Origin of the sequence: Pectobacterium jejuense (genome assembly GCF_026800125.1) — a bacterium.
GTDB classification, from domain to species: domain Bacteria; phylum Pseudomonadota; class Gammaproteobacteria; order Enterobacterales; family Enterobacteriaceae; genus Pectobacterium; species Pectobacterium jejuense.
Genome location: NZ_JAPQKX010000001.1, coordinates 276,479 through 302,208 on the forward strand (window position 1 = coordinate 276,479; position 25,730 = coordinate 302,208).

The window sequence follows — 25,730 nt, forward strand, 5'->3', positions numbered from 1 at the left end:
CTGTTAGGTGCAAGAAGCAGAACTTGCTGACATCGTGCTATGTTAGTTTACTGGGAGCAAGTCAAGTGTGTTTTGCATTATGCTCACCTCTCATGATAAAAGGAAAACAACAAAGTGAGTAGAAACCCATGGGAAGTAACTGAATGGCATGCTCTGGGGCGAGAAGCATTCTTTAGCTATTGCTCGCTGGCTTGCAACGGTTTTATCTGAGCTCTCTCATATCATTTGCTATACATGGTATAGAAGTTTTTTTTGCCTAAATGAAATAGTTTGATAGTTACACTGTTGACGATAGTTTTTTAAAACTAGAAAGGTATGGCCTCTTTGATAATAAAAAGCCCTCGAAGCGGAATATTTTCTGGCAGTAAAAGCTTGCCGAATGCCTCAGGGCGTGAAGCGGACATTACTAACATCAGTCTCTGTTATTTAACGGGGATAGATCAGAATATACTATATGAACAATAATTAATCATTCACTTTTTATTATCATACAATGCATCATAAATAGAATATAACATCACCACTCTTTTAATACACCTTCTGGTACATTCAATTCACTCCGTAAACTCTCAAATAGAACAAATGCATATTTTTGTGCAGAAACAATTAGTATGTTAAAGTTATCAATGCAACCTGCTGAATTATATGAATTAATTAGATATGAGGAAGGATGCAACAATTTTGAAAATAGTTTGAATAGCGCAGTGTACTCTTCCAGATCACCTGCATCTTTAGCAATATTTTTTACAGTTTCAGGACTCTTAACGTTTTTTAAGTTATGTTTATCTAAAATGGAGTTATTTAGTTTCTTTTTATTTTCGAACAACTCCAGTTCAGCGGCATGGTTATCATTAGCAATCGTTGAAATGGCATCTAAAATCTGATTTTCATCCATAACCATCTCACTCATCCATGTGTTGAGTGAGTTTTCATGTTTAAGTATTGATCTTAATCTGATGTTAAGCTCAAAAAGGTTCCTCGTACATAATGCTACTAATGTTATGTCATAGTCATCTGACAAGTTTTTAGCCAACAAGCTTAAAGAGCGGTGAGTTCCTTTTGCAATATTAGTTAGCGCTACATTTTTATTAGTTCTTTCAATATTTTGAGAACCTGAGCAAAACTGAATAAGCCTTTTGTAATTCGCGTCTATTTTTAATATGTTTTTTTGGATGTTTTTGATTGAGTCATGCTTCACAAACTCCCTTAGACTTTTTTCAGACATATTTAACTTTTCCTTGGCAGCTGAACTGATTATCGAATTTAACAAAACCATTACATCACAGGAAACCCCTATACTGTGTCATGTCAAAAATAATTACAAGTTGTATTTAATGATTTTGAGATCCAGCCTTTCGTGAAATTGTGCCATAAGATGCAATGCTTGGGAGGTCCTCGCGCCCGTTGATAATTTCGCGGATATATTAGTAAATATTCAATCAACTGTAATAGGAATCGTGAACTTCCGTTCCTCGCTCAATGCTGCCTGTCAGATTTGATGGTGTTCTGCCCGCGAAAACTTTCAGTTCAAGTCTAAGGTAATGCAGATGAAAAAAGCCCGTAGCGGTGAAACTACGGGCTGATGCTTTCCCTGATGCCGTTTATGGCATATTAATTATTTTGACGGCGAGACTTTCCACTTGCCTTCAAATTTAAAGAACTTGAGCTCCATGGTTGATGTTCTTTCACCCAGAAACGGGATCTTCGCATTGTATTCGACTGTGCATTTGTAACCGCCGTCGCTGTCTTTCTCTTTACATGCGATCTTCTTGGCTGAATTGAAAACGACTCTTGCTGATTCAGACGGTGCGCCTTTGTTCATCTCTTCAGTAAAAGACTGCATCGCCTTAGATACGTCAGCATCTGATGGTTCGCTGTCACAGCCGGTGAGAAAAAAGGACAGCACCAGTAATAAACCTAAAGGTAATTTTTTATTCATCATGGCTCTCGTTTTGAGGATTGCTGAATTTAAAAGGATTTAAAAGGCACCGCGTTTCATTTCACTGGCACCAGCAGTGAATTCATAAGAACTGACTTTTTCACCTTTAAACGTGATGAGAATTGATTTTTCTTCAATATCCGTTCCGCCAGTCAGTATTCCGACAATCGGAATATATGATGTTGGTTTACTGCGGTAGTTATGCATAGAATAAGACCATTTCTCCTCATCATCTGAGGTGATACGTTTATCCGGCTCACCAAAGGCAGTTAATACTTCTGACTTGGTGGTTTTTCCTTTTACAATTTTAGCTTTTACGTCTTCCTGCGTTACATTTTTCAGAGTCTGATTACCGAAGGAATAACATCCAGAGAGAGTGAGTGATACCAATGTTACGATGATAAATTTTTTCATTAATTTAAACCTTTAAGGATTTACTATTATTAGGTCTTAACGTGTAAATGAACTAACCAGATTTCTAAATTCGACATTAAACTTGCTAACCCTGATGTTTAACCATCTGATGAGGACATGACAGACCAGTGTTGATAACAAATAGATATCCCATAGATCATCATTTTTAAAATCAAAAAGGAAAATAATAAATGAAACGGCAGAGATAATATTAGTTACGATAAAGGTAACAGGGAAAAATCTTGGGACGGGCATAGCAGAACTATAGACACTAGCAGTAAATTTTACTATAGGTCGAATAAACAAAAGCAGAGTCAATGTCGTTAATCCAAAGACAATAAAACATTTTTCCGGCATGTTTACATGCCGTTCTTTGGTGGTTTCATTAACGATCAGTGCATCATGAAATGATGCATAGGAATGATGGTCATGATAGCCATTAAATTCGTATTTTTTAATACGATGTGATTCACGGAACGGTAGGCCATGCGCGGAAATTTGTGTCTCATCCCCAGCATCTGTTTTTACCCAGATAGTGTCATTGTTCGGGTTGTAGCTGATGACAGTGCCTGAGAGCGTTTCCTGAAACGTATACGCGCGACCGCAAAATTCAAATTTTTCGGTAGTGATTTGTTCTTCCCACTGTTGGCGGATCCAGATTCTGGAATCTGCGTCTTCTTTCCTATTTTTGTTGTAGGCAAAAAAAGCCCAGATGAGCAGGGGAGCACTAATGGGCAGCCAGAGCCACCAAAGCTGAATTGCACCTGCCATAAAAAGCCAGTCGATAAACACAGGAAGCAATACGCCGATCCAGAAACGTCTCATGAATAAAAGGCTCATACAAATTCCTTAATAGCTGAGTGAAAGTCATATTCGATGTATGAAGAGGTCAGGAACTATGTATGAGACGAAATTTGTCATTGCTGAACCTATATCGTTAGTTGAATAAGTAAATAGACCAGTTAAATCAGTCTATTATGGGAAAAGGAACAGCTACATTTTGAACAGTTGTGATCAAACAAAGCAAATCGCTTATAACGATCGATGGTTTACTTGTGATAGATAAAGGCTATCATAAATTAAATATAGATCGGTATTAACGATCGTTAATCTTGTGTTTTTTGTATGAAGAAAGGCTTGCTGGACGGCTTCTCAGCCCTACATTTGGAATGATGATGGAGGTGATTTTTGCGGAGTTTGGATGGCGGTTTTTGGTGTTGCCGTAATTTCTATCATCTTCATACCAGTGATGGTGTTGTGTTTGTCTGGGCGTTTGAGTGTCGGGATTTTCAGTTTTTTCAACATGCCAATGATGATGTTGAGGTATGGGATGGTTTCTAACCATCTGAAGCCTGTCTGAATCATAGAGAGGGGTTTTCTGTGGTGAGCTTCTTTTGCCGCTTCGGTTGCATGTGCTTCTTTAGCATCTGCACCAGCTTCTTTTACTGCTTCGGTTGCATACGCTTCTTTAGCATTAGCATTAGCATCAGCATCAGCATCAGCATTAGTATTAGCATCAGAGAGAAGCGCTTTGGAAGCGGTAGCGTATTCGTCCTGAACAGCATCCTTATCGAAGATAATCGCTTCGATGCGAGTGTTAACGTCTGCTTTGAAGATTTCAGGGGTATCTATAGCATTGGTCATATCAAGAGCTTCGCTAACCGATGCCTTACTGACTGAGGGCATTTTCAATGCAAACAGGAAAGCATTGTCGCGTTCCGGCTGGTAGTCGAGCCTGTTTTGTAAGGCAGACCAGGAATAACACTTACCTAATTGCGAAGCTTTGAAGGCAATCCCCTGGTATTCGAATGAAAACCCATTCATCTTTCCGGTAGAAGCGATATTCGGGACTGCCATGATATTTCGTGCCACAAGCTGTGTCACAAACTCAGTGGTGGATGGCTTACCGGCAAGCAATGCTTCCAGGGCTTCCTGGATGACCGATTTGGGTGATGGCTCTCCTTTATACTTCTCCATCATCGCTTCGTTACGTGACAGCTTTTTAGGCTTTGGTGTTGCGCCCATCGGTTTCTGTGTCGGGGATTTTCTGGATAGCGAAGGAGGGAAGGGCGAAGCTGGGGATGGTGATGCTACCAATTCTGGTCCTTTGGTTCTTAGTGAATAGTCGCGTTCAAGCTGCTGGATGATACGGGTGCTGATCAGGTTTTCGTTTTTGCCCAAGTAAAGGCTTCCGTTGGTGAGATCTATACGACTGGCAATAATGTGGATGTGCTGGCCTTCAACATCATCATGTAACACATAGCATCTCAAATGCGTTTCAGAGAAGCCCATTCGGGACATGTAATCATCAGCAATCACTGACCATTGAGCATCTGTCAGCGTTTCGTTCTTCGGTGCTCGAAGCGAATTGTGCCATACCGGTTTAACCACATCCGGGCGAAGCGTTTTGGTGGTATTGAATTCAGCGATCAGATCTCCGGCTATATCCCCCAGCATGTTCCCACCAATTACTATCGGATCTTTTCTATGGTGAGAGCCTGGCTTTAATGCGTAGAGAACAACACCGGCGAAACCCTTACCCCTGCGGATTTTTTGCATTCCCTTCATGGGAAGCACTCCACATACTATCTGTGATCAGATTTGTGCGAAGCTCTGCGATCTGACGCTTCACGGCAAAGAGTTCAGTTTGTGAGAGAGGGCTATCATTGCTCTTGTTATCCAGATGAGCGACAAGCCTGTTCAGCTTCTGCGAAATCTCACCAAGGGTTTTCCATGCTTCGAGATTAATTGATGGAATAACTGAGGGGAGGTTATGCAGAAACGCCATACGCAGCCATTCACCTTTGCGATGACTACCACGCCTTTCATTCAGAAGCGACAACTCTTCATTATTTAATCTGACACTGACGCAATGGCTGCGAAGGATATTATTAAAAGTATCATTTTCGATCATATGAACTCCTTTTCATATAATTAAATCAAAGCATATTCCTTATGCTTAATACTTACTTATATGACAGAAGCTAACAATGTCAATGCATGGTATTGATTTTGCTTTTAATTTTTTTCAACCGAAGGGCGAAAAAAACAAGGGAGAACTCGGAGAAGCCAGCGTAGCGCTTCGGAGAGTTAGCCCTTGCTAATTTACTAATTTAAATAATCACTTGCTAAGTTTTTTTTGGGGGTATTGTGTTTCTTGAGTATTGAGAGAATTCTCAAGTATGTTCTTTTGATTAATCACATTGAGATCCTCCATGTATTTTATTATAGTGTCAATTAGAGTTTTATTTATTTCTTCAATGTATTTATAGTCATGATCATTGCATTCGCATATTAAATTGTAATTATTAACATCTAACTTTTCTTTTTCTTTTTCTTTTTCTTTTTCTTTATTAGTATTCTTAATGCTCAATCTGTATTTCATTAATTCTTTATCATTCTTAATTTCTTCTTTTTCAATATTTTTTTTATTTAATAAAGAAAATGAATCTTGGTAAGTAGAGGAAACGTCCTCTACTTCATTTTTATCTTTATTTATTAAAAGATAAATAGAGACGTGTGTTTTAGGTATAAAAACGCACTCACATAATTGGAGACGTGAAAAGACATTCTGGATACTAAAAAAATCATGAGGAATGCAAACCTTAATGATTTTATAACTATTTGAACACATAGTTAATCTCTCAAAGTACGTTATCTATCTGTTTAAAGGTTGTTTTTTAACATACATCAATTGACATTTCAATAGAATGTTTTATTGGTTTTATTTTCGAGGTGCTTATGAGCGAATTAATATTCAAAGAAATTAAAGGGTTTATAGATAAGTGTAATTATAATAATAAGACAGCGAGTTATTTTGTCGCTAATGATAACAGTTTTTTTAAAGGTGGATCTAAATATCTTTGGTTTGGCTTAGAGGAGAAGAAAATTCATAAAAAATATAATGAAGAGTATTTATTGATAAATGAATCTATCGCATTAAAAAATAAATATGGTTATGACTGTTTGTACTTTGAAGTTAATAATGGGGTGCTTACGTATTTATCTGTTTTAAATGATAAAAAATCGCCCCATGAAAATGAGGTATCTAACTTTATTGATGTGGGTATTTTCGAAGAAAAATATATAAGAAAAAAGATTGATGAAATTAACTCTATAACTGATGAGGAAAAAATAAATTATGATTTGGTTAATTTTTTAAGACTTTATGAAGAGAAAGTGGCATTGAAATTACTGGCTTGTTTTTATGGTAAAGTCGGAAATAACAGACTTCAAAGGATTATATCTTATTTTTTGAAAATAGCTTGTGATGAGGATCTTTTTCATTTAAGAAATAATATTGGTTACATTGAGTATTTAATTATAGGGGGAGATATATCAGGAGAGTTTTTCGCTATATAAAATATTCTTCAGTTGTTAAATGTCTTTTTCATTTCAGATAATATAATTAAAGTTTATAAGTTATTTATTAATGTATACTCAATAAACCTTAGCTTTGAGGTTTATTGAGTATGTTATTCCATTATTTATCGTCTATGATTGAAGGTCAATATAGAGAGATTAAATACGAACTTCTATATGTTCACCTAAACCATCGATCATTAAAGCAATATTAACCCAAGTATAATCATATGCATCATTTTCATAAATTTTTTCTTTAAAAATAGCTGTTATGATTTTTTCTGCTTCATTTCTTTTATTATCAACTCCAACTGATTTTAAATCAACTTTACCAACGTATGTGGTTTCTACTTCATCTAGTTTATGCCAATCTTTTTCGTTAATTCCAGCGAGTTTTTTTCTTAATTTATCTGCTGTTTTTATATATATGTCGTCATCTCCACGAGGAGATATTGAATAAGTCAATAGAAAGTTAAAATAAGACATGTGTTTCCTGTTATTAACTTATAAATATAATTTATAATCAATTATTTAGTTATATAACATAACTTGTTTAAAAAGTATATTTTATATGTTAAAAATGATTCAGTGTTGTTTTTATTATTTTAATTAATAATTAGCATTGTTATTTTAATTGTTAACGTGGTCAATAAAAAATTGACCACTGTACTGAATCAACTAAGAATGGATGTTTGAAAGGAAAGGGATGACAATTACTTCACGTTACTGGTCTTGAACGGCTTCTTCCGCATAAAAATCCTGATACAGCCAGTCGAGTCTTTCCCAAAGAATGAACGTCAGGATCTCTTTGACCTGCGGTTGTTTTGTTTCGATTACGGCGTAGATCAACGCTCTGCACTGATCTATGATTTCTTCCTGCTCTAAAGGTGTGTTATCGAACATAACGCACCTCCGTATCTTGTTGTCGAAACTGATTAAAATAACGCTTAACTTGTTTAAGGTGCTTATCCAAAAGGGAATTGCTAGACTTGCTGATAGCCATGTCGTTAGTCCTATAACGTTGTGGTTAGCCCCTGTCTGGTAGTGCAATACCTTTCAGGGGCGAAACTGATGATGAGTGTAATGTGCTTTTGTGATAGTGTACGTACCTATAAAATCCAGCATAGTTAAAAAGGTACGTACATGTCAACGATAAAACGCGATACGAAAAAATCTTCATCATTGGGGAAATCACCAACTTTCCAGATACGCATCTCGCCTGAACTCCGAGAGCAGCTTGATGAGGTAGTTGCAAAAGAAGGTGTCAGTCTCGGAAACTGGTTCAAAGAGCTTGCCCGTCAGGAATTGAGAAAGCAGGGGATTGAGCCGAAGGGGTAATTTTCGACCCCATACAGTTATCTTCAGAGGATATAGAAATGATACTGAGCAAAACAGGTTATCCCGAAGGTGAGAAACTACGCGCCGTATGGGATTGCTGTCACGAGCTGTATGAGAAACTTGGCGGCAAGCCTCCTACCCGAAAGCAATTCTATGAAGAAATAAACAAACGAGAGCCGGATAGAAAAGGGATAAGCACCCATTCACGTCAGTGGGGTGATTGGATGAGACATCATGGTTTTAGATGAAATAGGTTGTTAGATAGTAAGATATGAGACTTGCTATATCGACCATCTTACTTGTTTATCGTGCGATAATATGAGGAGTTGTAATGAAAGGACATATCCATTCTATACCTTACCTTGCTCGTTTTGCTTCTAAAAGAACAGAGGCAAACAATATACCTGGGTATTATTCATCTGAGCAAGATGTATGGGTCATTGAAGATGGTGATAAAGAGCTACCAATAATCTTTAAAGGATTTCTGTCTGAAACGCTAACTAAAACAAATTCTAACCAGGAAGGTGATGATGATACGTCTTACAGAATGGCTGAACTTGGAACTAAAACAGAGGCTGAACTTGAAAGAGACGATACAGATTTCAGCACGAATCATCTATTAGAATTGGTTACGAAAACAGATACTATTCAAGAACGGGACGATAATAATTGGGGAGATAGTCATTTAATTGAACTTGCTACGAAGACTTTTGTAGCTGTTGAAAGAGATGATGAACTTTCCTTCCTCCATATGTTGGATAAAGAAAATATTGTAAACTAAGGATGGTTTTTCATGATATTGTTAGTAACAAATCAACGTGATATTACTACAGATTATATCATTTTAGAGCTAAGAAGACGTGGGGCTGATTTTTTTCGTCTTAATACAGAAAATTTGCCTAGTTCTTATAGTTCTATGTCAAGCTCTTCCCAAATGGACTGGCGAATAAAAATAAATGAAAAGGAAGTAAACGGGAATAACATCAAAGCTGCTTATTTTCGGAGGCCAGGTAGACCCCATATTCCTGATGACATAAAAGACAAGAATGTTAGGGATTACATTGATGGAGAATGGAATAGTTTCCTTAAAAGTTTATATATGCGCCTCGAAGATTTTTGGTTTAATTCACCAACTAATATCATCTTGGCAGAAGATAAGCCGAGGCAACTTCTATTAGCAAAACAGATTGGATTTGATATTCCAGAGTCTTACATTACTAATTCATTCGATGAAGTAAATGATTTTTCTAAAAGAAATAATATTATTGGGAAACCACTGAGGCAAGCTGTATTTACTGAAGGTGATACTGAAAGTGTGATATTTACAAATAGAATAAATGAATTAAGTGTTCGAGATTCTACCGCATTATCTCTCGTTCCTATAATTGTTCAGGCTGAAATAATTAAAAAATATGATGTCAGAGTAACAGTAGTTGGGAAGACCGTTTTCCCTGTAGCTATTTATTCCCAAATTCATAAAGAGACTGAGGTAGATTGGAGAAAAGGTTCTAGAACGGATTTAAAGCATGAACCAGTGGAATTACCTCCTTCATTGAAATCTAAATGTATAGAGTTAGTTGAATCATTAAATCTTCGATTTGGTGCAATAGATTTTATTTGCGACAAAAATGATAAATTTTGGTTTCTGGAAATTAATCCTAATGGGCAGTGGGCATGGATAGAGAATCAGACAAGTCTTCCTATCGCAAGCGCCATTGTTGATGAACTTATAAGGATTAATGAGCATGAAGCGTAAAGATATAAGAGAGCTTTTTTGGCCCATTTTGGTTGAATTAACTGATGAAGAAAAAACAAAAGATCAAGAAAATCTGAAGAAAGACATCTCAAATATTAAAAATACTGATTGGAGTGAAAATAGTGAATTGGCTCTTGATGAAGCTAAAAAACTTAATGAATTAGAACGTCAGAGAAGGGGGAGTGCTGATAGTAAAGCAGCTATATATTTGACAGCGATCACAGCACTTGCGCCTGTTTTAGTTTCTTTAATACCTAGTGTTATTACCAATGGTAAGAACCCTTTCATCATTGATACCGTATCATTTTGTATATTCGTTTATGCAATGATTAATTTACTTAGGGCTGCACTTTGGGCATTTAATACCCTGAAAGTGTCTGCTTCAAACAGAGTTGATGTTACAGATTTGACTAGAATTTGGAGTGTTAAATATTCTCATAAAGAAAAACTGATAAAAGAAAATCTTTATGCTGTAAGAGCTAACAGGGATGGAGTTAATCGTAAGGTAACGTGTATCAAAATGACACACGAATTACTTCTGAGAACATTTTTGTCTTTTTTCATTTTATTGATGATTCAGACTGCATTTCCTTTCATTACTGGGAACAGTTCAGATAATAAAAAAGATAGTAAAGGTCAGGTAAGTATAAAATGTCACTGTGAACATTTTTTTTATAAAAAAGATGACTTGTGGATTTAAATGAAAATATCATATATATGATCGTTTGTTATATTAATAAAATATAAAGGATAAAATAATGGTGTTTAAAATAGGTAATTCCTATTCTTTCCAAGAAGCCATGGAGTTGTATAAAAATGATAATGTTAATCATCCTGGCCTAACTCAAGGTGGATTCTTAAATCCTGCAAAAGGATCTTCATCTACACTTATTCGTGCTATATTTGCACGAGAAAACATTAATGGTCCATTACCGAATTTTCTTTTTGTCTCTGGAGATAATGAAAATAGAAATTATTTTTTTCGTATGAAAAAAATAATGGATGAGGAGGGCGGTTTTTTATATTTTAATAAAGTTGGTGATAGTTGGATATATCGAGGCGAGAGTCGAATAATAAGGTTGTTAGATCCATCATCTTTTGAAGTTATGCAATCCTTGAATGAGGAAGGATATTGCTTAAATGTGGTTGGATATAAAAATAACGAACCATTTTGGCAACTAATTAAAGATGGTGTTTTTTTATTTGAAAAACCGAGAACAATCGAGTTTATAGCGATTATTGACTTTCAATCTTCCCTATCTTTATTTAATAAGAAAGAAGATGCTGTTATCGGTAGAGTTAGGGAAGCTATTATTAGAGTTCGTTTAGATCAGAAAAAATTCTCGGCATCAGTAAGTAAACTATATAAAAATAAATGTATTATAACTCACGCACCTAAAATTAAAGAATCACTCTATGTCCAAGCATGTCATATTTCAAATGAAAAAGACTCTGACTATAATTTCCTAGATAACTCGTCTGATAATGGGATATTATTAAGAGCAGATCTTCATGCTCTTTTTGATAAAGAATTGCTAAATATTGATGCAAACACTGGAGTCGTTACTTTTGCAAGTAATGAATTGCAATCATTTTACTCTGAGTATCATAACAAACCATGTAAATCATGGGATCTTGTTCCAGATAAAGCAAAGGAAAAATTCTCTAAAGTTAAATTTAAGAATTGAGATTTATTTCTCATAATGACTTTTTATTTTTTATAAATAAGATGGTTTTTTACTTTTTACGTTGAATAGAAATCGTCAATGGTGATTTTTTAAATTGCGAATGTAGCTAACATGAATAAATCAGAAAATAAGTAGTGAGGTTTTCTCATAAATTTATCGATCTTATAATAGCCGGATTTATCTCTGGCTATTATAAGATTTACCAGTGTGGTTGTTTCTAATATTAAATCAGTAGTTTTCAAATTTTACTATTAGTTAATAATGAAAAATAGACTTTAAGTCTAGTAAGAAAGTAATGAATTTCTTTGAAAACTCTACTGTGACGAAAGAATATCGTTGTGATAGTTAAATTGTTATTATTTTTCTCTACTCAGAATTTGGTGTGGGGAACTCTTTAGAGAAAAGTGCTATGGTAATCTGTAAAAAATTTAATGCGTTTACAATATAGGAATGCACTTCTTCAGAACTACATCCTTTTATAGCTAAAAGATAAGTGGAATGAGAATATTTCAATGAAAGAAGTCTATAAACCGAATTGTAGAAAATACTGACTTCAGAGGAGTATGCTGCGTTGTAAATGCTATATCCACTACTCTTTGTAGGGGATTGAGTAAAATCTTCAATGACTTTTTTAAATTTTTCCTTTTTATCTTCGTTAATATTTTCGTAACCATTAGGTTCTAAGTCCGCAGCAAGTATTTTTGTTATCTTTTCTAGCTCTACAGAAGAAGAATTTTTTATTATATCTAAAAATCCTTCTTTTCTTATCAGAGCAAAAATATTGAAAAAATGCTCTATAGATAATCTATGGATAGCAATAGCTTCATTGTAAAACTCACCTTCGATAAGAAGGATCATCGATTTGTTATTTTGTATAAACAACTCAAAAAACGAGATTGCTATTTTTTTTCTTTCTTCTGATTCGTTTTTTTTATGTGAGTAATAATTTTATCTGCATCTTCAATAAGCGTTTTTAGCTTGAGTATTTCAGTTTTCATAAACTCTCCCAATAATTAATGTTTCTAGTTAAATAATTAATTATAAAGCGCAGTGATATGAAATTACACGGCTTCCTAATCCCAAAAAAAATAACACATTCATTTTTATGAGGGATTTTTAATGAAATTTATGATGCTAAAGTTTACATGATTTATCCTCGGTGTATTTTCGTATTTTCGTATTTTCGTATTTTCGTATTTTTAGCTAGCTTTATTAATTTTTATAAAATAAAAGAGTAGTTTGATTTTACTTATAACAAAATTATTTATTGGTAAATAATTTAATCTTGTTATAGTCATAATGGGCGCTATACTATCATAGATATTGGCTGGTATATCTAATGTTTGTGGTGCTTTAAATACATTTCAACAAAAACATCACGAGACTCAACTTCACTACCAAGAAGTTGCTTCTTAAACTCGTATATTAGGGTTATTTCGTTATCTGTCAATGGAGAACGACCATCATAGTTTACGAATGAACAAATCGATTCGCTGAGCTCTTTGATATCCATATCATCCTAATCATTATAATTGCATCAATGGTCTTGAGTGTTCATTAACGATAATATACAAAGCGCAAAACCATTGAAAAGGAAATTTATATGGCTAATTATGCATACATGACTATCGAAGGTAAATCACAGGGATTGATTTCTGAGGGTTGCTCCACATTAGAATCTATCGGTAACCGATATCAGGCAGGGCATACGGATGAAATCATGATCTTGGCTTTTAACCATATGATGAGCAATGACGGTCATGCAGTCCATAATCCGATCACCCTGGTAAAACCTATCGATAAGTCAACGCCGTTACTGGCAATGGCATTGAACGAGCAAGAGAAGGTCAAAGTGCTGCTCGACTTTTACCGCACGACGCAACATGCCAAGCAAGAGAAGTTTTTTTCCATTCAGATCAATGATGGACTCATATCAGATATCAACCTCGTCATGCCTAACATTATTGATGATGGGGCTGGTCTGATATTGGAGCATATCTCAATCAGGTATAAAGATGTGACATGGACGCATCATAAAGCCGGAACGTCTGGCTATGCATTGTGGGAAATGACGAAGTTCATGAACTAAACAAGTGCAGGGGAGACCCTGCATTCATTTTTCATCAAGCCATGTGAAGAATTTCCCTAATCCGAAGCAGACTGCAATGGCGATGACGAGATGAATCGTCTTTTCATTCCACGGAGCATATCCAACCAATAAAATATAGATGATACAAAGAAAGGATATGCTGAAAAGAGCAAATATGATGTTTTTAAATAAAAAATACGCCGATTTTTTTAAGAGATTAAGCATATCATTTCATCCGGTATTCAACTTTATCAATCAGATTGTTAAACATGCCTGCGCCATAAGTTCTTCTCATCTTTATCGCTTCAACCAATGGCTCGACTTGATCTTCGAAAAGAAAGAAAAGAAGATCTAAATCATCTCTTCTTAGTTCTGAATAAACTTCAGAGTTCTGTTCTCTCAACGACCGGGATCTATATATTGCTCTATCCATCATTCCACCTAATAGCAATACATAATACACCATCGCGGTAGACACTTTTGGCATATTACCAATGCGCTTGGATGTGATCATAACCGCCTGAGAAACAATAAATCCACCGACCAATCCACCAGCTACTTTATTATAAATTGCCTCTTTTTTAGCTTCGGAAACATTACGGTTGAAGATATTGAATATGCGGGTTATTGCTTCAATGATCTTATCTCTTGAGACAATCCCTTTATGGATCGCTCTGATCAGCCTTTCTACCTCTCTTTCTCTTGATGAGCGAGAGTCGGTATCTATAAAGCCATATGCGAGATAACCGTAGTTCTTGCCTATCTCTGATATTCCAGATCCCATCCCTTCATAAAAATCCGTAGTAGTTAACATTCTAACTATACGATCAGCCAGCTCATCCAGATCTGCTTCGGTCATTGTTATTCCATCCGTGAATGACAAGATTACTTAGCTTAGATTGTAGTGTAATCAGCGAGTGAGCGGAATACATTCTTATTACATTAATAGCCTGCTATTTATTTGGTGAGGATAACCGCTATTTGATTCATCATAGTTGAAGGTATGCTCATGTATCAAAAAACAATGTAAAAGGCGGTTATCAGAGGGGGATGTGTTGGTTTTCAGATATAGATAACCTTTAGATCGTGAATAACTCAATGAATTTTTAACGAAAGACGGTATCATCTATGCCACTGACTCAAAGAATCCACTGGTCAGTAACTGAGCGTAGAAAATGACTGAGTTACAGAAACTATTTTTATGATTGAATTATTATATGAGGGATTATGAACGGAAATATTTTTCCAGATGATTTCCTGGAACAACTTGGCAAAATAGTAAGCCAAGAAAAACCTGAGACCAACTTCTTTGATGTAGGCGGATGTGGTTATTTAGAAAACCCAACATCGGATCTAATGGCATTGTTTATGGGAGGGGATGAAGAAGTTAAGCCTTGGTTGTTACTTGCATTATTGAAAATCCTTAACGAGGTTACTGACAATATAGATTTATCTTCACTCAGGATTGCAAGAGAGGTTTGCTGTGAAAATGGTGAAAGAATTGATATAGTAATAAGTCATGATGAATTTATTATAGGCATTGAAAATAAAGTTAAATCGGTGATTAATAATCCTTTCGAGGCGTATGAAAAACAACTTAACGAGTATGTTGACAATAATCAGCGTGTCTATAAATGCATTATTAAACCTTTGTCTAATAGCTCATCGGTAAATAATAATTGGAAAATGATTACGTATACTGAGTTAGTTAATGTGGCATTTTCTTGTTTAGATGAAGATATCGTTGATGAATCATCAAATAAATGGATGTTTTTTTATAAAGAATTCCTGTCCCATCTATCAACCTTGAGTGAGGGAGAAATGAGTAATTTACTAAATGATGAACAAATTTCCTTTGTTACGGATAACTTTGATAAGCTAATAAAAGCTAAGAACTTATTAGACTCATTTGAGAATGCTGTCTATCTCGAAGGACATGATATTATCTCAAAAATATTGCCTGACAGCCGTATCACAAAGAGTGTTAATAATTGGAAAGAAGATTATAAAGCATTACATTTTATGCCAAGTGAATGGGGGGAGTCATACATGACCTTGGTATATCGTCCTCAAAAAAATGATGGCGGTATTGAATTTTACGTGAATGCAATAATTAGTAGGAGCCAATATGATGATATAGAATCACTTAAAAATGAAGTAAGAAATAACTCAAAAAAAGGTGATTTTATACCAACTGCTAGTAGTGAAGATTCTGAAATAACAATTACAAATAATGGAAATTATCTAACACTCAGTTTCTGGGGACCATCGAAAGATAAGGAAGGGGCAATGACGCTGCTGCATGATATGACTGTGTGGGTGAATGAAAAAATAAAATCTGTTCTGTAAGTGCGATATTTTTTGCACGATATGGGCTACTTTCCTACAAAATGTAGCCCATCTATGGTGAAGCGCGTTGCCCGAAAAGCCCCAACGACCATGAAGGGGCTAAAAGGGCTGTGGTTATTGCTTCCTGTTGGCAAATTTAGCCAGCGACAGAAACGATGCTCGTTTTACCATATGAAGCTGACTCAACATGCTCTCCCCACCACGCCATCATTTCCCTACGTTGTTCCAGATATTGAGCTCGATTGTAGGCTCTCCTGACTTCATTAGTATCGATATGCGCTAACGCTGCTTCGATCACATCAGGGGGAAATCCTTTTTCATTGAGGATGGTCGAAGCAATGGCTCTCATTCCATGAGCTACCAGCATATCTTTGAAGCCCATACGTTTGAGTGCCATGTTCGCGGTCTGGCTGTTCATTGGCTCAAGCGGGTTACGATATCCGGGGAAAACATAATCCCTGTGCTTACTGATGGGCTTCATGACTTCCAGAATCCCCAGCGCTTGCTCTGAGAGCGGGATAATGTGCTCACGTTTCATCTTCATGCGACCGGCAGGAATACGCCATTCTTTTGCGTTAAAATCGATTTCATCCCAGCGCGATTCGGCGGCTTCGGCTGGTCTGGTCATAGTGAGTAATTGCCATTCGATAAGACAACGGGTTTGTCTCCCAATGCTGGCAAATGACAGTGTTTTCATCAGAAGTGGTAATTGCTCTGGCAAGAGGGCAGGGCGATGCTTCACCTTCGGCTTATGAAAAGTGCGTCCGATTCGTGCGGCTGGATTTACGGAGACCAGACCAGAGTTGAGGGCATAATCCATGACTTCATTGATACGCTGACCCAGACGTTTAACAGTTTCAAGTCTGCCTGCGGCATGAGTGGGTTCTAACGCTCCAATAAATCGTTGAGCCGTGATGTTAGCAATAGGCATAGAGCCAATGTGTGGGAACACATACTTGCTCATGGAGCGCCAGATATCGTTCAACGTATGTGTTGCCAAACCTGCTGATTCTTTAGTTTTAAACCATTCGGCAGCAACTTTTTCAAATGTGTTCTCTGTGGCATTTTTTTGCCGTGATTGCTCTGCTTGCTTGTGCTCCTGCGGATCAACGTCTTTGCCAAGAAGAAGGCGTGCATCTTCACGAAGCTTACGCGCTTCGGCAAGCGATACCGAAGGGTAAGCGCCAAGGCTAATCATTGCACGTTTTCGAGTGAAGGGTTTGTAGTAGCGAAAACGCCAGAGTTTTGAACCGCTCGGAGTGACCTGTAATTCTAAACCGTCTCCATCGTAGAGGATGATAGCACGGTCAGTTGCCTTGGCGCTTTTGACCTCAGTATTGTTCAGGGGCTTTGTCTGACGTGCCATATCGCTCTCCAATCAAATCCGCAAAGCTGTTTAGGCATAGGGTTTAGGCTACATGTTGCATCGTATGCCTAAATCTATGCCTAAAAAGTGTGGATTTCAATGTATCAATATGGAATTCAGTAGACAACAGAAAAACAGCAGGTCTATGCAACCTACTGTTTAATCTGTTCTTTATAGTCTTGTCTGGACTTCAGTAGACAAAACGTTGGGGGGAATTTGGTCGGCACGAGAGGATTTGAACCTCCGACCCCCGACACCCCATGACGGTGCGCTACCAGGCTGCGCTACGTGCCGATGCTATGGGCATTTATACTACCTTTTCCTGACCTTATTGCAATAGCCGGATGGAACGACTGCTTTAGATTTAGGCAGTTAGTTAGCAATAAAGCGCCTTTCGTTCGTTAGTACCTGCAAGAGTAGGGCAAGCTGCGGTTTTTCATCATTCAACCGATTTCCTGCCATGTCGTAAGCCCGGTAGTTGCCGTTGCTTTCCAAGACGATGAGCTGATCCTGCGTGGTGATGAGCAGCGTGCCGCCGTTGCCGTTAATCAACCACGGGTAGCGTCGCTGGGCCGAGAACAAGTCTTCGCCCTGTGAATAATCGTCCGTGCTGTTTTTAACGTGGAGCAGGCGCTGCATCAATGTGGTCATGACGTCTTTGTTGTCCGTCATTTTCGTAATGGTTTGCGTAGGCGTATTCGGCCAGTGAACAATGAGCGGCGTTTGCCAATGGGTACGGGCAAAACGTGCCCCGTTGCTGGCATTAGCATTCTGGTTTTGTGCAGTTGTCACGATGACGACCGTGTTATTCAGAATGTTTTTTTCCTGCAGGGTATTAATGATTTGCCCAATCTGGCGATCAACGTCCTGAATATTCATGCGGCCGCTAGGCCCAGCATCTTTGCCATCTGCGGTTTTGGGTGCGCTGCTCAGTTCAACGTAAGAGAACCAAGGAGCCGGATTATTATCGCGGCTGAGCCATTCCTGCCATTGCGTGATGATGGCATCGCCGCTTTGCTGCTGCGGCGCAGGTAAGGAGAAATCAGAAAGCAGCGCCTGACGATAAAGCGGGCTGTTGAAGCCGTTCGCCGAAAATAGCCCGAACTGATAACCCTGCTGGCTTAACGCGGTGATCAAGGCAGAAGGTTTACGCGCGCTCAGAATGCCGTCCATATAGGTCGTCGAGAGGCCGTAAAACAGGTTAAACAAGGCGGCGTCTGGCTGAGATCCTGAATCGTAATGGTCACTGAAGCGCACGTTTTCCGCGGCGAAACGCGACAGATTCGGCATGCGGTTTTGTATGGCATCGGGCTGCGTGTCGTCGATCATCACCATCAGCAGGTTATAGCCGCTGCCGCTATCGCGGAAGGTGATGTTACTGAGCGGATACTCCACCGTCATGGCTTCAGGATTACCCTGCTGCGTCAGGCGACGCTGATATTCCTGTGCATCCAGCAGGCCATGTTTTTCCAGAAAACGACGTGCCGTCATCGGATAAGACAGCGGCAGGTTGGCGCGCTGCATGGTAATCGGGCGATAGAAGTTCGCATCGGCCCAGATGTACATCAGATGCGATGCGAAGAACGCCGAGATGAAAACGCCCGCCAGCGGTTTGCCAAAGTGGCGACGGTTCAGGCTGCGGAGTTTTTGCCAGCACCAGGTGCCGAACAGCATTTCCGCCATGAAAATCAACGGAATGCCGATAAACATCCACTGCCAGTCGCGGGCAATCTCACCCTGTCCGGGGTTGACGACGAGTTCCCAAACGGTGCTGTTAAGATGCAGGTGAAAGCGTGTAAAGACTTCAACATCCACTAACAGTATCGTCAGCCCGGCCGTTGCCAGCGCCGCAGACAGGAACCGCAGCAGGCGCTGCGACATCACAATAAACGTGAGCGGGAAGATGACCAGCAGATAGGCGGCAAAGACGATAAAACTAAAATGACCAAGCCAGCTAACCAGCGCGTAAAGTCGACCGAACAGGGACGTCGGCCAATCGGCAACAAACAGGTAGCGGCTACCCAGCCCCAAAGTGAGCAAAATGTTGAATAAGGCGAACCAGTGTCCCCAACTGATCATCTGGGAGACTTTTTCGCGGTAGCGCTGACGGTTGGTTACCATACGTTGGTCAAAACTTAGTGAGCTTTATCGGCTTTTTTAATCGAAGCCTGCAGGGCTTCAGCGAAAGAACGCGCCAGAACCTGACGTTGTGCAGGCGCGATGCTGGTGTTAATCAGGTTCGTCACCATGTTACCGAGCACCATCAAAGCAAGATCGGTTGGGGCGTGGTGCTTTTCCAGAACATTGACCATCTCAGAAAGCAGTTGTTCAACGTGTTCGTCACTATAACGGGATGATTGTGGCATAAAATGGCGTATCTCAAGCTGGTAAAGTCGCTTATCTTACCGTATAGGCTTATGCTTTTCTGCACTTTTATCATTAACGTACTTTTATCACTGGCGTACTTTTATCAATAAACGGAATTTTATCAATAAGTAGTGTAGACGCTCAGCGCGCGTACAGATGTAAAGAGCCAGCTTTAATGTGTTGCGGGGCGTTCGTATCAGTGTTTGAATACGCGCCTTGCCAAAAGGAGAGTTTATCATGAGTCTGGATATCGCCCAGATTGCCCTGCATCAGCTAATTAAACGTGACGAGCAAACGCTGGAAATGGTGTTGCGTGATTCCCTGCTGTCGACCAATGCGGCAGTAGAAGAGATGATGGCTGAACTGCATCGCGTCTACAGCGCTAAGAGTAAGGCCTATGGGCTGTTTAATGAGCAAAGCGAGCTGGCGGATGCGCTGCGAGCTTGTCGCAAAGGGGATGAGGACTTCCTGAGTTTCTCACGTGCCGCGACCGGGCGTTTGCGTGATGAGCTGGCGAAGTACCCGTTTGCCGAAGGCGGTATCGTGTTGTTCTGCCAGTATCGTTATCTGGCGGTCGAGTATTTATTGATATCGGTGCTCAATAGCTGCAACAGCATGCGCGTTAATGAACAGCTGGATATCAGCACCACGCACTATCTGGATATCAACCATGCCGATATCGTGGCGCGTATCGATTTGACGGAATGGGAAACCAATCCAGAATCTACGCGTTATCTGACCTTCCTTAAAGGCCGCGTTGGGCGCAAAGTGTCTGACTTCTTCATGGATTTTCTGGCCGCGTCAGAAGGGCTGGACACCAAAGCACAAAACCGTGGGTTGCTGAAAGCCGTTGATGAGTATTGTGATGAAGCGCAGTTAGATAAAAACGAGCGCCAGAATTACCGTCAGCAGGTATATAGCTACTGCAATGAACAGTTGCAGTCTGGCGAAGAAATCGAGCTGGCGTCGCTGTCGCAGGAGCTACCACCGCTGGGCGAGAAAACCTTTCAGCAGTTTTCAGCCGATCAGGGCTATGAGTTGGAAGAGAGCTTCCCAGCCGATCGTGGAACACTGCGCCAGTTAACCAAATTTGCTGGCAGCGGCGGCGGTATCAGCCTGAATTTTGATGCGTTATTGCTCGGTGAGCGAATTTTCTGGGATCCGGCGACGGATACGTTGACGATTAAAGGCACGCCACCGAATCTGCGCGATCAGTTACAGCGTCGGACAAGCAGTGGTAAGTCGTAGACATCGCACCAGAAGACGCGGCCCTTTTTCTGACTTCAGGAAAAGGGCTGCGGCTGATTACGGAACGATAGTGATTAGAAGTATTTAAGCCAGCGGATGTCTCTGCGGCGGGCTTTTAAGCGGGCAAACGCGCGAACCGGCGCAAATAACACGACCATCAGCACAAGAGTGCACACCCACAATTGCCAGACGGCGGAAAAGCCGAACCATTCTCCCTGATTTTTTCCCCAGATCGTGACAGCGGTTAAATACATTCCTTTTAAAACATACAGATGCAGTAGGTAGAAAAACATAGGTGCGGCACCGAAACTCGCCAGTATAACGAGCCAGCGCCGTTGCTGCTGACGCTCAAACACGGCAAGCAGACAAAGCCCGATGCTCAGCGTCAGACAGAGGAACTGCAATGATGGCGGGTATTTCGTGATGTTGAAATAACTCATGAGCGTCTGTGTGATGACATCCCCCTGCTGCCAGGGCTTTTCGCCATACAGATTGATGCTACGCAGAACGAAGAACAGTGCTAGCGTGATCCCTGCCAGAGTGAGCAGGGCTTTCTGGCGCTGAAGCGGAAAGACCTCTTTTCGATATAATGCCCCAGCCACGTAGCCAAGTGAAATGACGCCAATCCAAGGCAATACCGGGTATGAAGTACGCATACGGAATGTATCGCCAATGTCTATCCAACCACGATCGTGCAAAATCGCCCAGGGAATAGACCAGATGGAGTCTGCTGAAGCATGCAGAGGGTCCAGCAGGTTGTGTCCGCCCACGATAATGATACCGATTATGAAAACCAGCCCGGCAGGTAACCAGATCAGCGCGCTGAGGGCGAGCATGCTCATGCCGATGGCCCAGATGACCTGTAAGTAAATGACCTGCGGCGGGAACTGGAACGTCCACGCGAAGTTGATTAGCGTGAGCTCAAGAAGAATGAGAATTAAGCCGCGCTGGAACAGGAAGAGGGCGGTTTGTCGGCGATCTTGCACTTTCTGATGATAAAGCGCAGCAGAAAGCCCGGTTAAAAAGACAAACACGGGAGCACACAGATGCGCCAGCGTACGGTTGATGAATAGCATGGGATCGGTACTGGTTACATCAATCGGATCGGCGAGTTGCAGGTGTAGATAAAAAGTTTCCCGCACATGGTCCAGTAGCATAAGTACCATAACCAGACCGCGCAGGGCATCGATAGCGATAAGTCGCTGTGAGATATCACGAGACATGTTCACATTCCTTTGTGAATGAACCAATGTTTATAAAAAAAACGCCGCATAAGCGGCGTTCTTCTTTTCCGGCGTCCCGGAAAACAACTTCAGCGCAAACTAAACGCGAACGAAGTCGATGTGAGTCAGTTTTGGCTTGTAAACGTGACGTTGTACAGCCTGAACTTTAACTTGAACTTCTTTGCCATCGATAGACAGGATCACTGTTTCACCGTAGAAGCCTTCTTTCGCTTCTTGGTTTTTTACTGAGTCGTGATCCAGTTCGATAGATACTGGTGCTTCTGAACCACCGTAAACGATGGCTGGGAATTTACCAGCTGAACGCAGGCGGCGGCTCGCACCCTTACCCTGACCTTGACGTGCTTCTGCTTTGATAGTAATCATTTTCTTCTCTACTTATATAAAGTAATCCTGCTACAGGCGACCCAGCAGCAGGTTGGGTTATTCAGCTTTTGCGAACAAAAGCGGGCTGAATTCTAGCGGAATATGGCTCTGCGGGCAAATGAATCCCAAAATTACTCGTCATACTTCAAGTTTCATGTGCGTTGGCAGCGTTCTGTCACCCGAATCACTTACCTGAGTAAGCTCATCGGGACTCCCTCACTTGCCGCCTGCCTGAAACTCGAATTATTTAGAGTGTACCTTAGCCGCGGAGCTCGTTGGCGCGGCGGAAGCGTCCCTGATAATCAAAGAGCTTTTCGCGTATTTGCCAGAATTTTCCGTGTTTACGGGCGACGACAAAATCAGGTGCGCGTAATAACAGCTGCTGTGCGATGACGTCAGCGGCATTTTGCCAGTTAAACGGGGTTCCCGGTGCGCGTTGGTGAACACGTAAGAACTGTTGCAGGAAAACGTGGCGCTGAGCGGTAGTGTGCAGACGAAAACGTTCGCTAACTTCGGCACCGTCCTCATCGTGGTAGATGATTTTCAGCCATTCTCCTTTCGCATCCTGTCCCTGCTCGAAACTCATGCCGCTACAGCGTAAAACCAATGCATCTTTCAGCTTCAGCGCCGCTTTCAGCATATCGTCAGGATCGACCAATACCTCGTCACACTGGTGGCAGCGCCGCGCGGCAATGTCGTTTTCAGCGCCGCAGTGCGGACAGACTTTAAACCGAAATCGGAAATCACACTGCTGGCGTTGGCCGCTTTCCGCCATTTCCCACCCCTGACAGCGGCGGCCATAGTGTTCAATGATGTCGCCGTCCGGGGTCGTTTTCCCCCAGAACAGATTGGCAAAGCCACATTCGGGACAGAAGACCTGTACCGGCTGGCTGCCGGCATGCGGTTTGCTGTTGCCGACTTCTGGCGTATAGAGATCGTGCGGGTTGCCAGCGTAATCCAGAATCAGGCAGTCCGTTTTCCCCGGATACAAACGTAAACCACGCCCGACGATTTGCTGATACAGGCTGACGGATTCTGTTGGTCGAAGGATAGCAATAAGGTCGACATGCGGGGCATCAAACCCGGTCGTCAGCACCGCCACGTTGACCAGATACCGCAGCGACTGCTGTTTAAAGGCGTCAATCAGCGCATCACGTTCAGCCGCTGGCGTATCGGCGCTAACCAATGCAGCCTGTCCGGCCGGTAGCAAGGCCGTAATTTCTTTGGCATGTTCGACGGTGGACGCAAAAATCATCACGCCGCGCCGCGTTTGCGCATAATCGATGACCTGGCTGATGATGTGCGGCGTAATACGCTGCTGACGTTTGAGTTCGAGGTTCAGGTCGGCTTCGCTGAATAGCCCGTTGCTGCGGGCGACGAGCTTACTGAAATCATATTGCACCACTGGCATGTCTAGTCGGTCTGGCGGAACCAGAAAGCCATGCTTGATCATATAACGCAGCGGTAGCTCATAGATGCAGTCGCGGAACAAACTGCGTTCGTCGCCACGGATCATGCCGTGATAGTGATACTGGTATATCCAACCTTTGCCAAGCCGGTAGGGTGTCGCCGTTAAGCCGAGCAGCCGCAGCTGTGGGTTAGTCTTTTGCAGATGCTGGATGATTTGTTGATATTGGCTGTTATCGTCGTCGCTAATGCGGTGGCATTCATCAATGATCAGCAGGGAGAAGGCACTATCGAACTGGTCGAGATTACGTGCGACGGACTGTACGCTGCCAAAGACCACCTTTCCCTGACTCTCTCGCTGCTGTAGCCCTGCCGCGAAGATATCCGCTTCCAAATCCAAGGCACAGTATTTGGCATGGTTCTGCGCGACCAGTTCCTTGACGTGTGCGAGCACCAGTACACGACCACGGGCAAGCCGCGCCAGTTCGGCGATAACCAGACTTTTCCCCGCACCGGTAGGCAAAACGATAACGGCCGGTTGGGTGTGACGGCGAAAATAGTCGAGTGTGGCGGAAACAGCCTCACGCTGGTAAGGCCGTAGTGTGAACGACATAACTAGTGCTGGCAGATTTTACTGGCGCTGGTGGTAAAGCCTGCATCATGCGGGATGAATTTCCCACGCTCAGACAGAAATTGCACCAGCATTGAAGCCGTCATATTTTCGGCGGAGCAGGTATGAAAGCGCGCTGCGCTGCCGAAGCGATCTTCTATAGTGGTAATCAGCTGTTCAGTGGTAAACGACTCACCGGACGCGAGCATCATTTGCAAAACTTCATGACCGTGAATAGATGACATGCGGTTGCCCTCAAAAGATAAAAAATTGTCCCTATTATGCCTGCTGATAATACCTGGCGCGAGGGCCGAACAGCCTGAAGGCTGACTAAAAAGAGCCACTTATGGACGGTGAATTGCAGGACGAGCGGACAAAGCCCCGTTATACTACGATCTCACAATTCGCGATCTCACGATTTGAGATCGGTAGTTATTTGAGACAGGCAGTGAGTTTTAATGCGATTGGACAAATTTTTATCCCAGCAATTGGAAATTAGCCGCTCACTGGTAGCGCGTGAACTCCATGCAGAGCGTGTTACCGTTGATGGTGAAGTAGTAAAAAGCGGAGCGTTCAAGTTATCCCCTGAGCATAATGTTGAGTTTGACGGCAATCCGCTGAAGCAACAGAATGGCCCGCGCTATTTCATGTTGAATAAGCCGCAGGGCTACGTCTGTTCAACGGACGATCCCGATCATCCCACCATTCTGTATTTCATGGATGTCCCGGTGGCGTACAAACTGCACGCGGCAGGGCGTCTGGATATCGATACCACGGGACTGGTACTGCTAACTGACGACGGGCAATGGTCGCATCGCATTACCTCGCCTAAGCACCAGTGTGAAAAAACCTATCTGGTAACGCTGGAACAGCCGCTGGCCGAAGATACCGCCGCGCAATTTACAGCGGGCGTGCAACTGCATAACGAGAAGAACCTCACCAAACCCGCTACGCTTGAGAAGATAACGGATTATGTCGTTCGACTGACGATTAGCGAAGGTCGCTATCATCAGGTCAAAAGGATGTTTGCGGCAGTGGGGAATCGGGTCGTTGAGCTGCATCGCGAACGTATCGGTGGCATCTATCTGGATAGCGAGCTGGAACCGGGTGAATACCGGGAGTTAAGTGCTGAGGAGATCGCCAGCGTAAAATAATGCTGCATAGCATGACCTTTTTTCTTATCTGGAGTT

At 41.3% G+C, this 25,730-nt stretch carries 28 protein-coding genes and 1 tRNA gene; 10 read left to right on the forward strand and 19 right to left on the reverse strand.

Annotation, left to right across the window (positions count from 1 at the left end):
• Positions 1-517: 517 nt before the first annotated feature.
• The 7 genes from NXT09_RS01270 to NXT09_RS01300 form a co-directional block, all read right to left on the reverse strand.
• Positions 518-1,225 (reverse strand): DUF5677 domain-containing protein, encoded by a 708-nt coding sequence (locus NXT09_RS01270; protein WP_233980938.1) that lies wholly within the window; start codon positions 1,223-1,225, stop codon positions 518-520.
• Between the two features lie 390 nt (positions 1,226-1,615).
• Complete coding sequence (locus tag NXT09_RS01275) at positions 1,616-1,942, reverse strand: hypothetical protein (RefSeq protein WP_268578586.1); 327 nt, start codon at positions 1,940-1,942, stop codon at positions 1,616-1,618.
• Between the two features lie 36 nt (positions 1,943-1,978).
• The gene (locus NXT09_RS01280; protein ID WP_103161085.1) at positions 1,979-2,353 is read right to left on the reverse strand and encodes an SEN1984 family lipoprotein; all 375 of its coding nucleotides are present in this window, start codon (positions 2,351-2,353) and stop codon (positions 1,979-1,981) included.
• Positions 2,354-2,389: 36 nt separating this feature from the next.
• A complete protein-coding gene (locus NXT09_RS01285) occupies positions 2,390-3,193 on the reverse strand; it encodes a hypothetical protein (protein WP_268578587.1) in 804 nt (267 codons plus the stop codon).
• A gap of 318 nt (positions 3,194-3,511) precedes the next feature.
• Complete coding sequence (locus tag NXT09_RS01290) at positions 3,512-4,921, reverse strand: relaxase/mobilization nuclease domain-containing protein (protein WP_268578588.1); 1,410 nt, start codon at positions 4,919-4,921, stop codon at positions 3,512-3,514.
• Positions 4,890-5,267: a hypothetical protein gene (locus NXT09_RS01295; RefSeq protein ID WP_268578589.1), complete on the reverse strand. Its 378-nt coding sequence runs from the start codon at positions 5,265-5,267 to the stop codon at positions 4,890-4,892. The genes NXT09_RS01290 and NXT09_RS01295 overlap by 32 nt, the downstream gene beginning before the upstream one ends.
• 207 nt (positions 5,268-5,474) lie before the next feature.
• Positions 5,475-5,987: a hypothetical protein gene (locus NXT09_RS01300; protein ID WP_268578590.1), complete on the reverse strand. Its 513-nt coding sequence runs from the start codon at positions 5,985-5,987 to the stop codon at positions 5,475-5,477.
• Positions 5,988-6,094: 107 nt separating this feature from the next.
• Between NXT09_RS01300 and NXT09_RS01305 the strand changes: the two genes are divergently transcribed.
• Positions 6,095-6,715 (forward strand): hypothetical protein, encoded by a 621-nt coding sequence (locus NXT09_RS01305; RefSeq protein WP_268578591.1) that lies wholly within the window; start codon positions 6,095-6,097, stop codon positions 6,713-6,715.
• Between the two features lie 159 nt (positions 6,716-6,874).
• On the opposite strand, the gene NXT09_RS01310 is transcribed toward NXT09_RS01305, so the two are convergent.
• Entirely contained in the window at positions 6,875-7,201 is a 327-nt protein-coding gene (locus tag NXT09_RS01310) for a hypothetical protein (protein WP_268578592.1), read from the reverse strand.
• A 237-nt stretch (positions 7,202-7,438) separates the two neighbouring features.
• Positions 7,439-7,618: a hypothetical protein gene (locus NXT09_RS01315; RefSeq protein WP_268578593.1), complete on the reverse strand. Its 180-nt coding sequence runs from the start codon at positions 7,616-7,618 to the stop codon at positions 7,439-7,441.
• Between the two features lie 240 nt (positions 7,619-7,858).
• Here NXT09_RS01315 and NXT09_RS01320 point away from each other — a divergent pair, with 240 nt between their 5' ends.
• From NXT09_RS01320 to NXT09_RS01340, 5 genes are all read left to right on the forward strand, one after another.
• Positions 7,859-8,053: a hypothetical protein gene (locus tag NXT09_RS01320; protein ID WP_039487725.1), complete on the forward strand. Its 195-nt coding sequence runs from the start codon at positions 7,859-7,861 to the stop codon at positions 8,051-8,053.
• Between the two features lie 331 nt (positions 8,054-8,384).
• Positions 8,385-8,834: a hypothetical protein gene (locus tag NXT09_RS01325; RefSeq protein WP_039506828.1), complete on the forward strand. Its 450-nt coding sequence runs from the start codon at positions 8,385-8,387 to the stop codon at positions 8,832-8,834.
• A 12-nt stretch (positions 8,835-8,846) separates the two neighbouring features.
• Positions 8,847-9,809, forward strand: a complete 963-nt coding sequence (locus tag NXT09_RS01330) for an MvdC/MvdD family ATP grasp protein (RefSeq protein WP_268578594.1) — start codon at positions 8,847-8,849, stop codon at positions 9,807-9,809.
• Positions 9,799-10,509: a hypothetical protein gene (locus NXT09_RS01335; RefSeq protein WP_268578595.1), complete on the forward strand. Its 711-nt coding sequence runs from the start codon at positions 9,799-9,801 to the stop codon at positions 10,507-10,509. The genes NXT09_RS01330 and NXT09_RS01335 overlap by 11 nt, the downstream gene beginning before the upstream one ends.
• A gap of 58 nt (positions 10,510-10,567) precedes the next feature.
• Complete coding sequence (locus NXT09_RS01340) at positions 10,568-11,497, forward strand: HNH endonuclease signature motif containing protein (RefSeq protein ID WP_268578596.1); 930 nt, start codon at positions 10,568-10,570, stop codon at positions 11,495-11,497.
• A 366-nt stretch (positions 11,498-11,863) separates the two neighbouring features.
• On the opposite strand, the gene NXT09_RS01345 is transcribed toward NXT09_RS01340, so the two are convergent.
• Positions 11,864-12,400: a DUF5677 domain-containing protein gene (locus tag NXT09_RS01345; RefSeq protein WP_370690892.1), complete on the reverse strand. Its 537-nt coding sequence runs from the start codon at positions 12,398-12,400 to the stop codon at positions 11,864-11,866.
• A gap of 700 nt (positions 12,401-13,100) precedes the next feature.
• Between NXT09_RS01345 and NXT09_RS01350 the strand changes: the two genes are divergently transcribed.
• The gene (locus NXT09_RS01350) at positions 13,101-13,586 is read left to right on the forward strand and encodes an Hcp family type VI secretion system effector (protein ID WP_014699424.1); all 486 of its coding nucleotides are present in this window, start codon (positions 13,101-13,103) and stop codon (positions 13,584-13,586) included.
• Positions 13,587-13,812: 226 nt separating this feature from the next.
• On the opposite strand, the gene NXT09_RS01355 is transcribed toward NXT09_RS01350, so the two are convergent.
• Positions 13,813-14,445: an Ssp6 family T6SS pore-forming effector gene (locus NXT09_RS01355; RefSeq protein WP_268578597.1), complete on the reverse strand. Its 633-nt coding sequence runs from the start codon at positions 14,443-14,445 to the stop codon at positions 13,813-13,815.
• A 368-nt stretch (positions 14,446-14,813) separates the two neighbouring features.
• Between NXT09_RS01355 and NXT09_RS01360 the strand changes: the two genes are divergently transcribed.
• Positions 14,814-15,935, forward strand: coding sequence for a PD-(D/E)XK nuclease family protein (locus NXT09_RS01360; RefSeq protein WP_268578598.1), 1,122 nt, complete (start codon positions 14,814-14,816; stop codon positions 15,933-15,935).
• A 136-nt stretch (positions 15,936-16,071) separates the two neighbouring features.
• Here the strand turns inward: NXT09_RS01360 and NXT09_RS01365 are convergent, their stop codons facing one another.
• From NXT09_RS01365 to NXT09_RS01380, 4 genes are all read right to left on the reverse strand, one after another.
• Complete coding sequence (locus NXT09_RS01365; protein WP_268578599.1) at positions 16,072-17,301, reverse strand: integrase domain-containing protein; 1,230 nt, start codon at positions 17,299-17,301, stop codon at positions 16,072-16,074.
• A 217-nt stretch (positions 17,302-17,518) separates the two neighbouring features.
• Positions 17,519-17,595 (reverse strand) — tRNA-Pro (locus NXT09_RS01370).
• 78 nt (positions 17,596-17,673) lie between these two features.
• Complete coding sequence (gene yejM, locus NXT09_RS01375) at positions 17,674-19,422, reverse strand: LPS biosynthesis-modulating metalloenzyme YejM (RefSeq protein ID WP_268578600.1); 1,749 nt, start codon at positions 19,420-19,422, stop codon at positions 17,674-17,676.
• 14 nt (positions 19,423-19,436) lie between these two features.
• The gene (locus tag NXT09_RS01380; protein WP_005967239.1) at positions 19,437-19,667 is read right to left on the reverse strand and encodes a YejL family protein; all 231 of its coding nucleotides are present in this window, start codon (positions 19,665-19,667) and stop codon (positions 19,437-19,439) included.
• A 238-nt stretch (positions 19,668-19,905) separates the two neighbouring features.
• Between NXT09_RS01380 and yejK the strand changes: the two genes are divergently transcribed.
• Entirely contained in the window at positions 19,906-20,916 is a 1,011-nt protein-coding gene (gene yejK, locus NXT09_RS01385; protein WP_205542090.1) for a nucleoid-associated protein YejK, read from the forward strand.
• Positions 20,917-20,990: 74 nt separating this feature from the next.
• Here the strand turns inward: yejK and NXT09_RS01390 are convergent, their stop codons facing one another.
• From NXT09_RS01390 to NXT09_RS01405, 4 genes are all read right to left on the reverse strand, one after another.
• Entirely contained in the window at positions 20,991-22,139 is a 1,149-nt protein-coding gene (locus NXT09_RS01390) for an acetyltransferase domain-containing protein (protein ID WP_268578601.1), read from the reverse strand.
• A gap of 99 nt (positions 22,140-22,238) precedes the next feature.
• Positions 22,239-22,523, reverse strand: coding sequence for a 50S ribosomal protein L25 (gene rplY / locus NXT09_RS01395; RefSeq protein ID WP_205550943.1), 285 nt, complete (start codon positions 22,521-22,523; stop codon positions 22,239-22,241).
• Between the two features lie 259 nt (positions 22,524-22,782).
• Entirely contained in the window at positions 22,783-24,543 is a 1,761-nt protein-coding gene (radD, locus tag NXT09_RS01400) for a DNA repair helicase RadD (protein ID WP_268578602.1), read from the reverse strand.
• Positions 24,544-24,545: 2 nt separating this feature from the next.
• Positions 24,546-24,785 carry a YecH family metal-binding protein gene (locus NXT09_RS01405; RefSeq protein ID WP_039485634.1) on the reverse strand — a complete coding sequence of 80 codons (240 nt, stop codon included), beginning with the start codon at positions 24,783-24,785 and terminating at the stop codon, positions 24,546-24,548.
• Positions 24,786-24,998: 213 nt separating this feature from the next.
• Here NXT09_RS01405 and rsuA point away from each other — a divergent pair, with 213 nt between their 5' ends.
• Positions 24,999-25,694, forward strand: a complete 696-nt coding sequence (rsuA, locus tag NXT09_RS01410; protein ID WP_205550940.1) for a 16S rRNA pseudouridine(516) synthase RsuA — start codon at positions 24,999-25,001, stop codon at positions 25,692-25,694.
• Positions 25,695-25,730 lie beyond the last annotated feature (36 nt).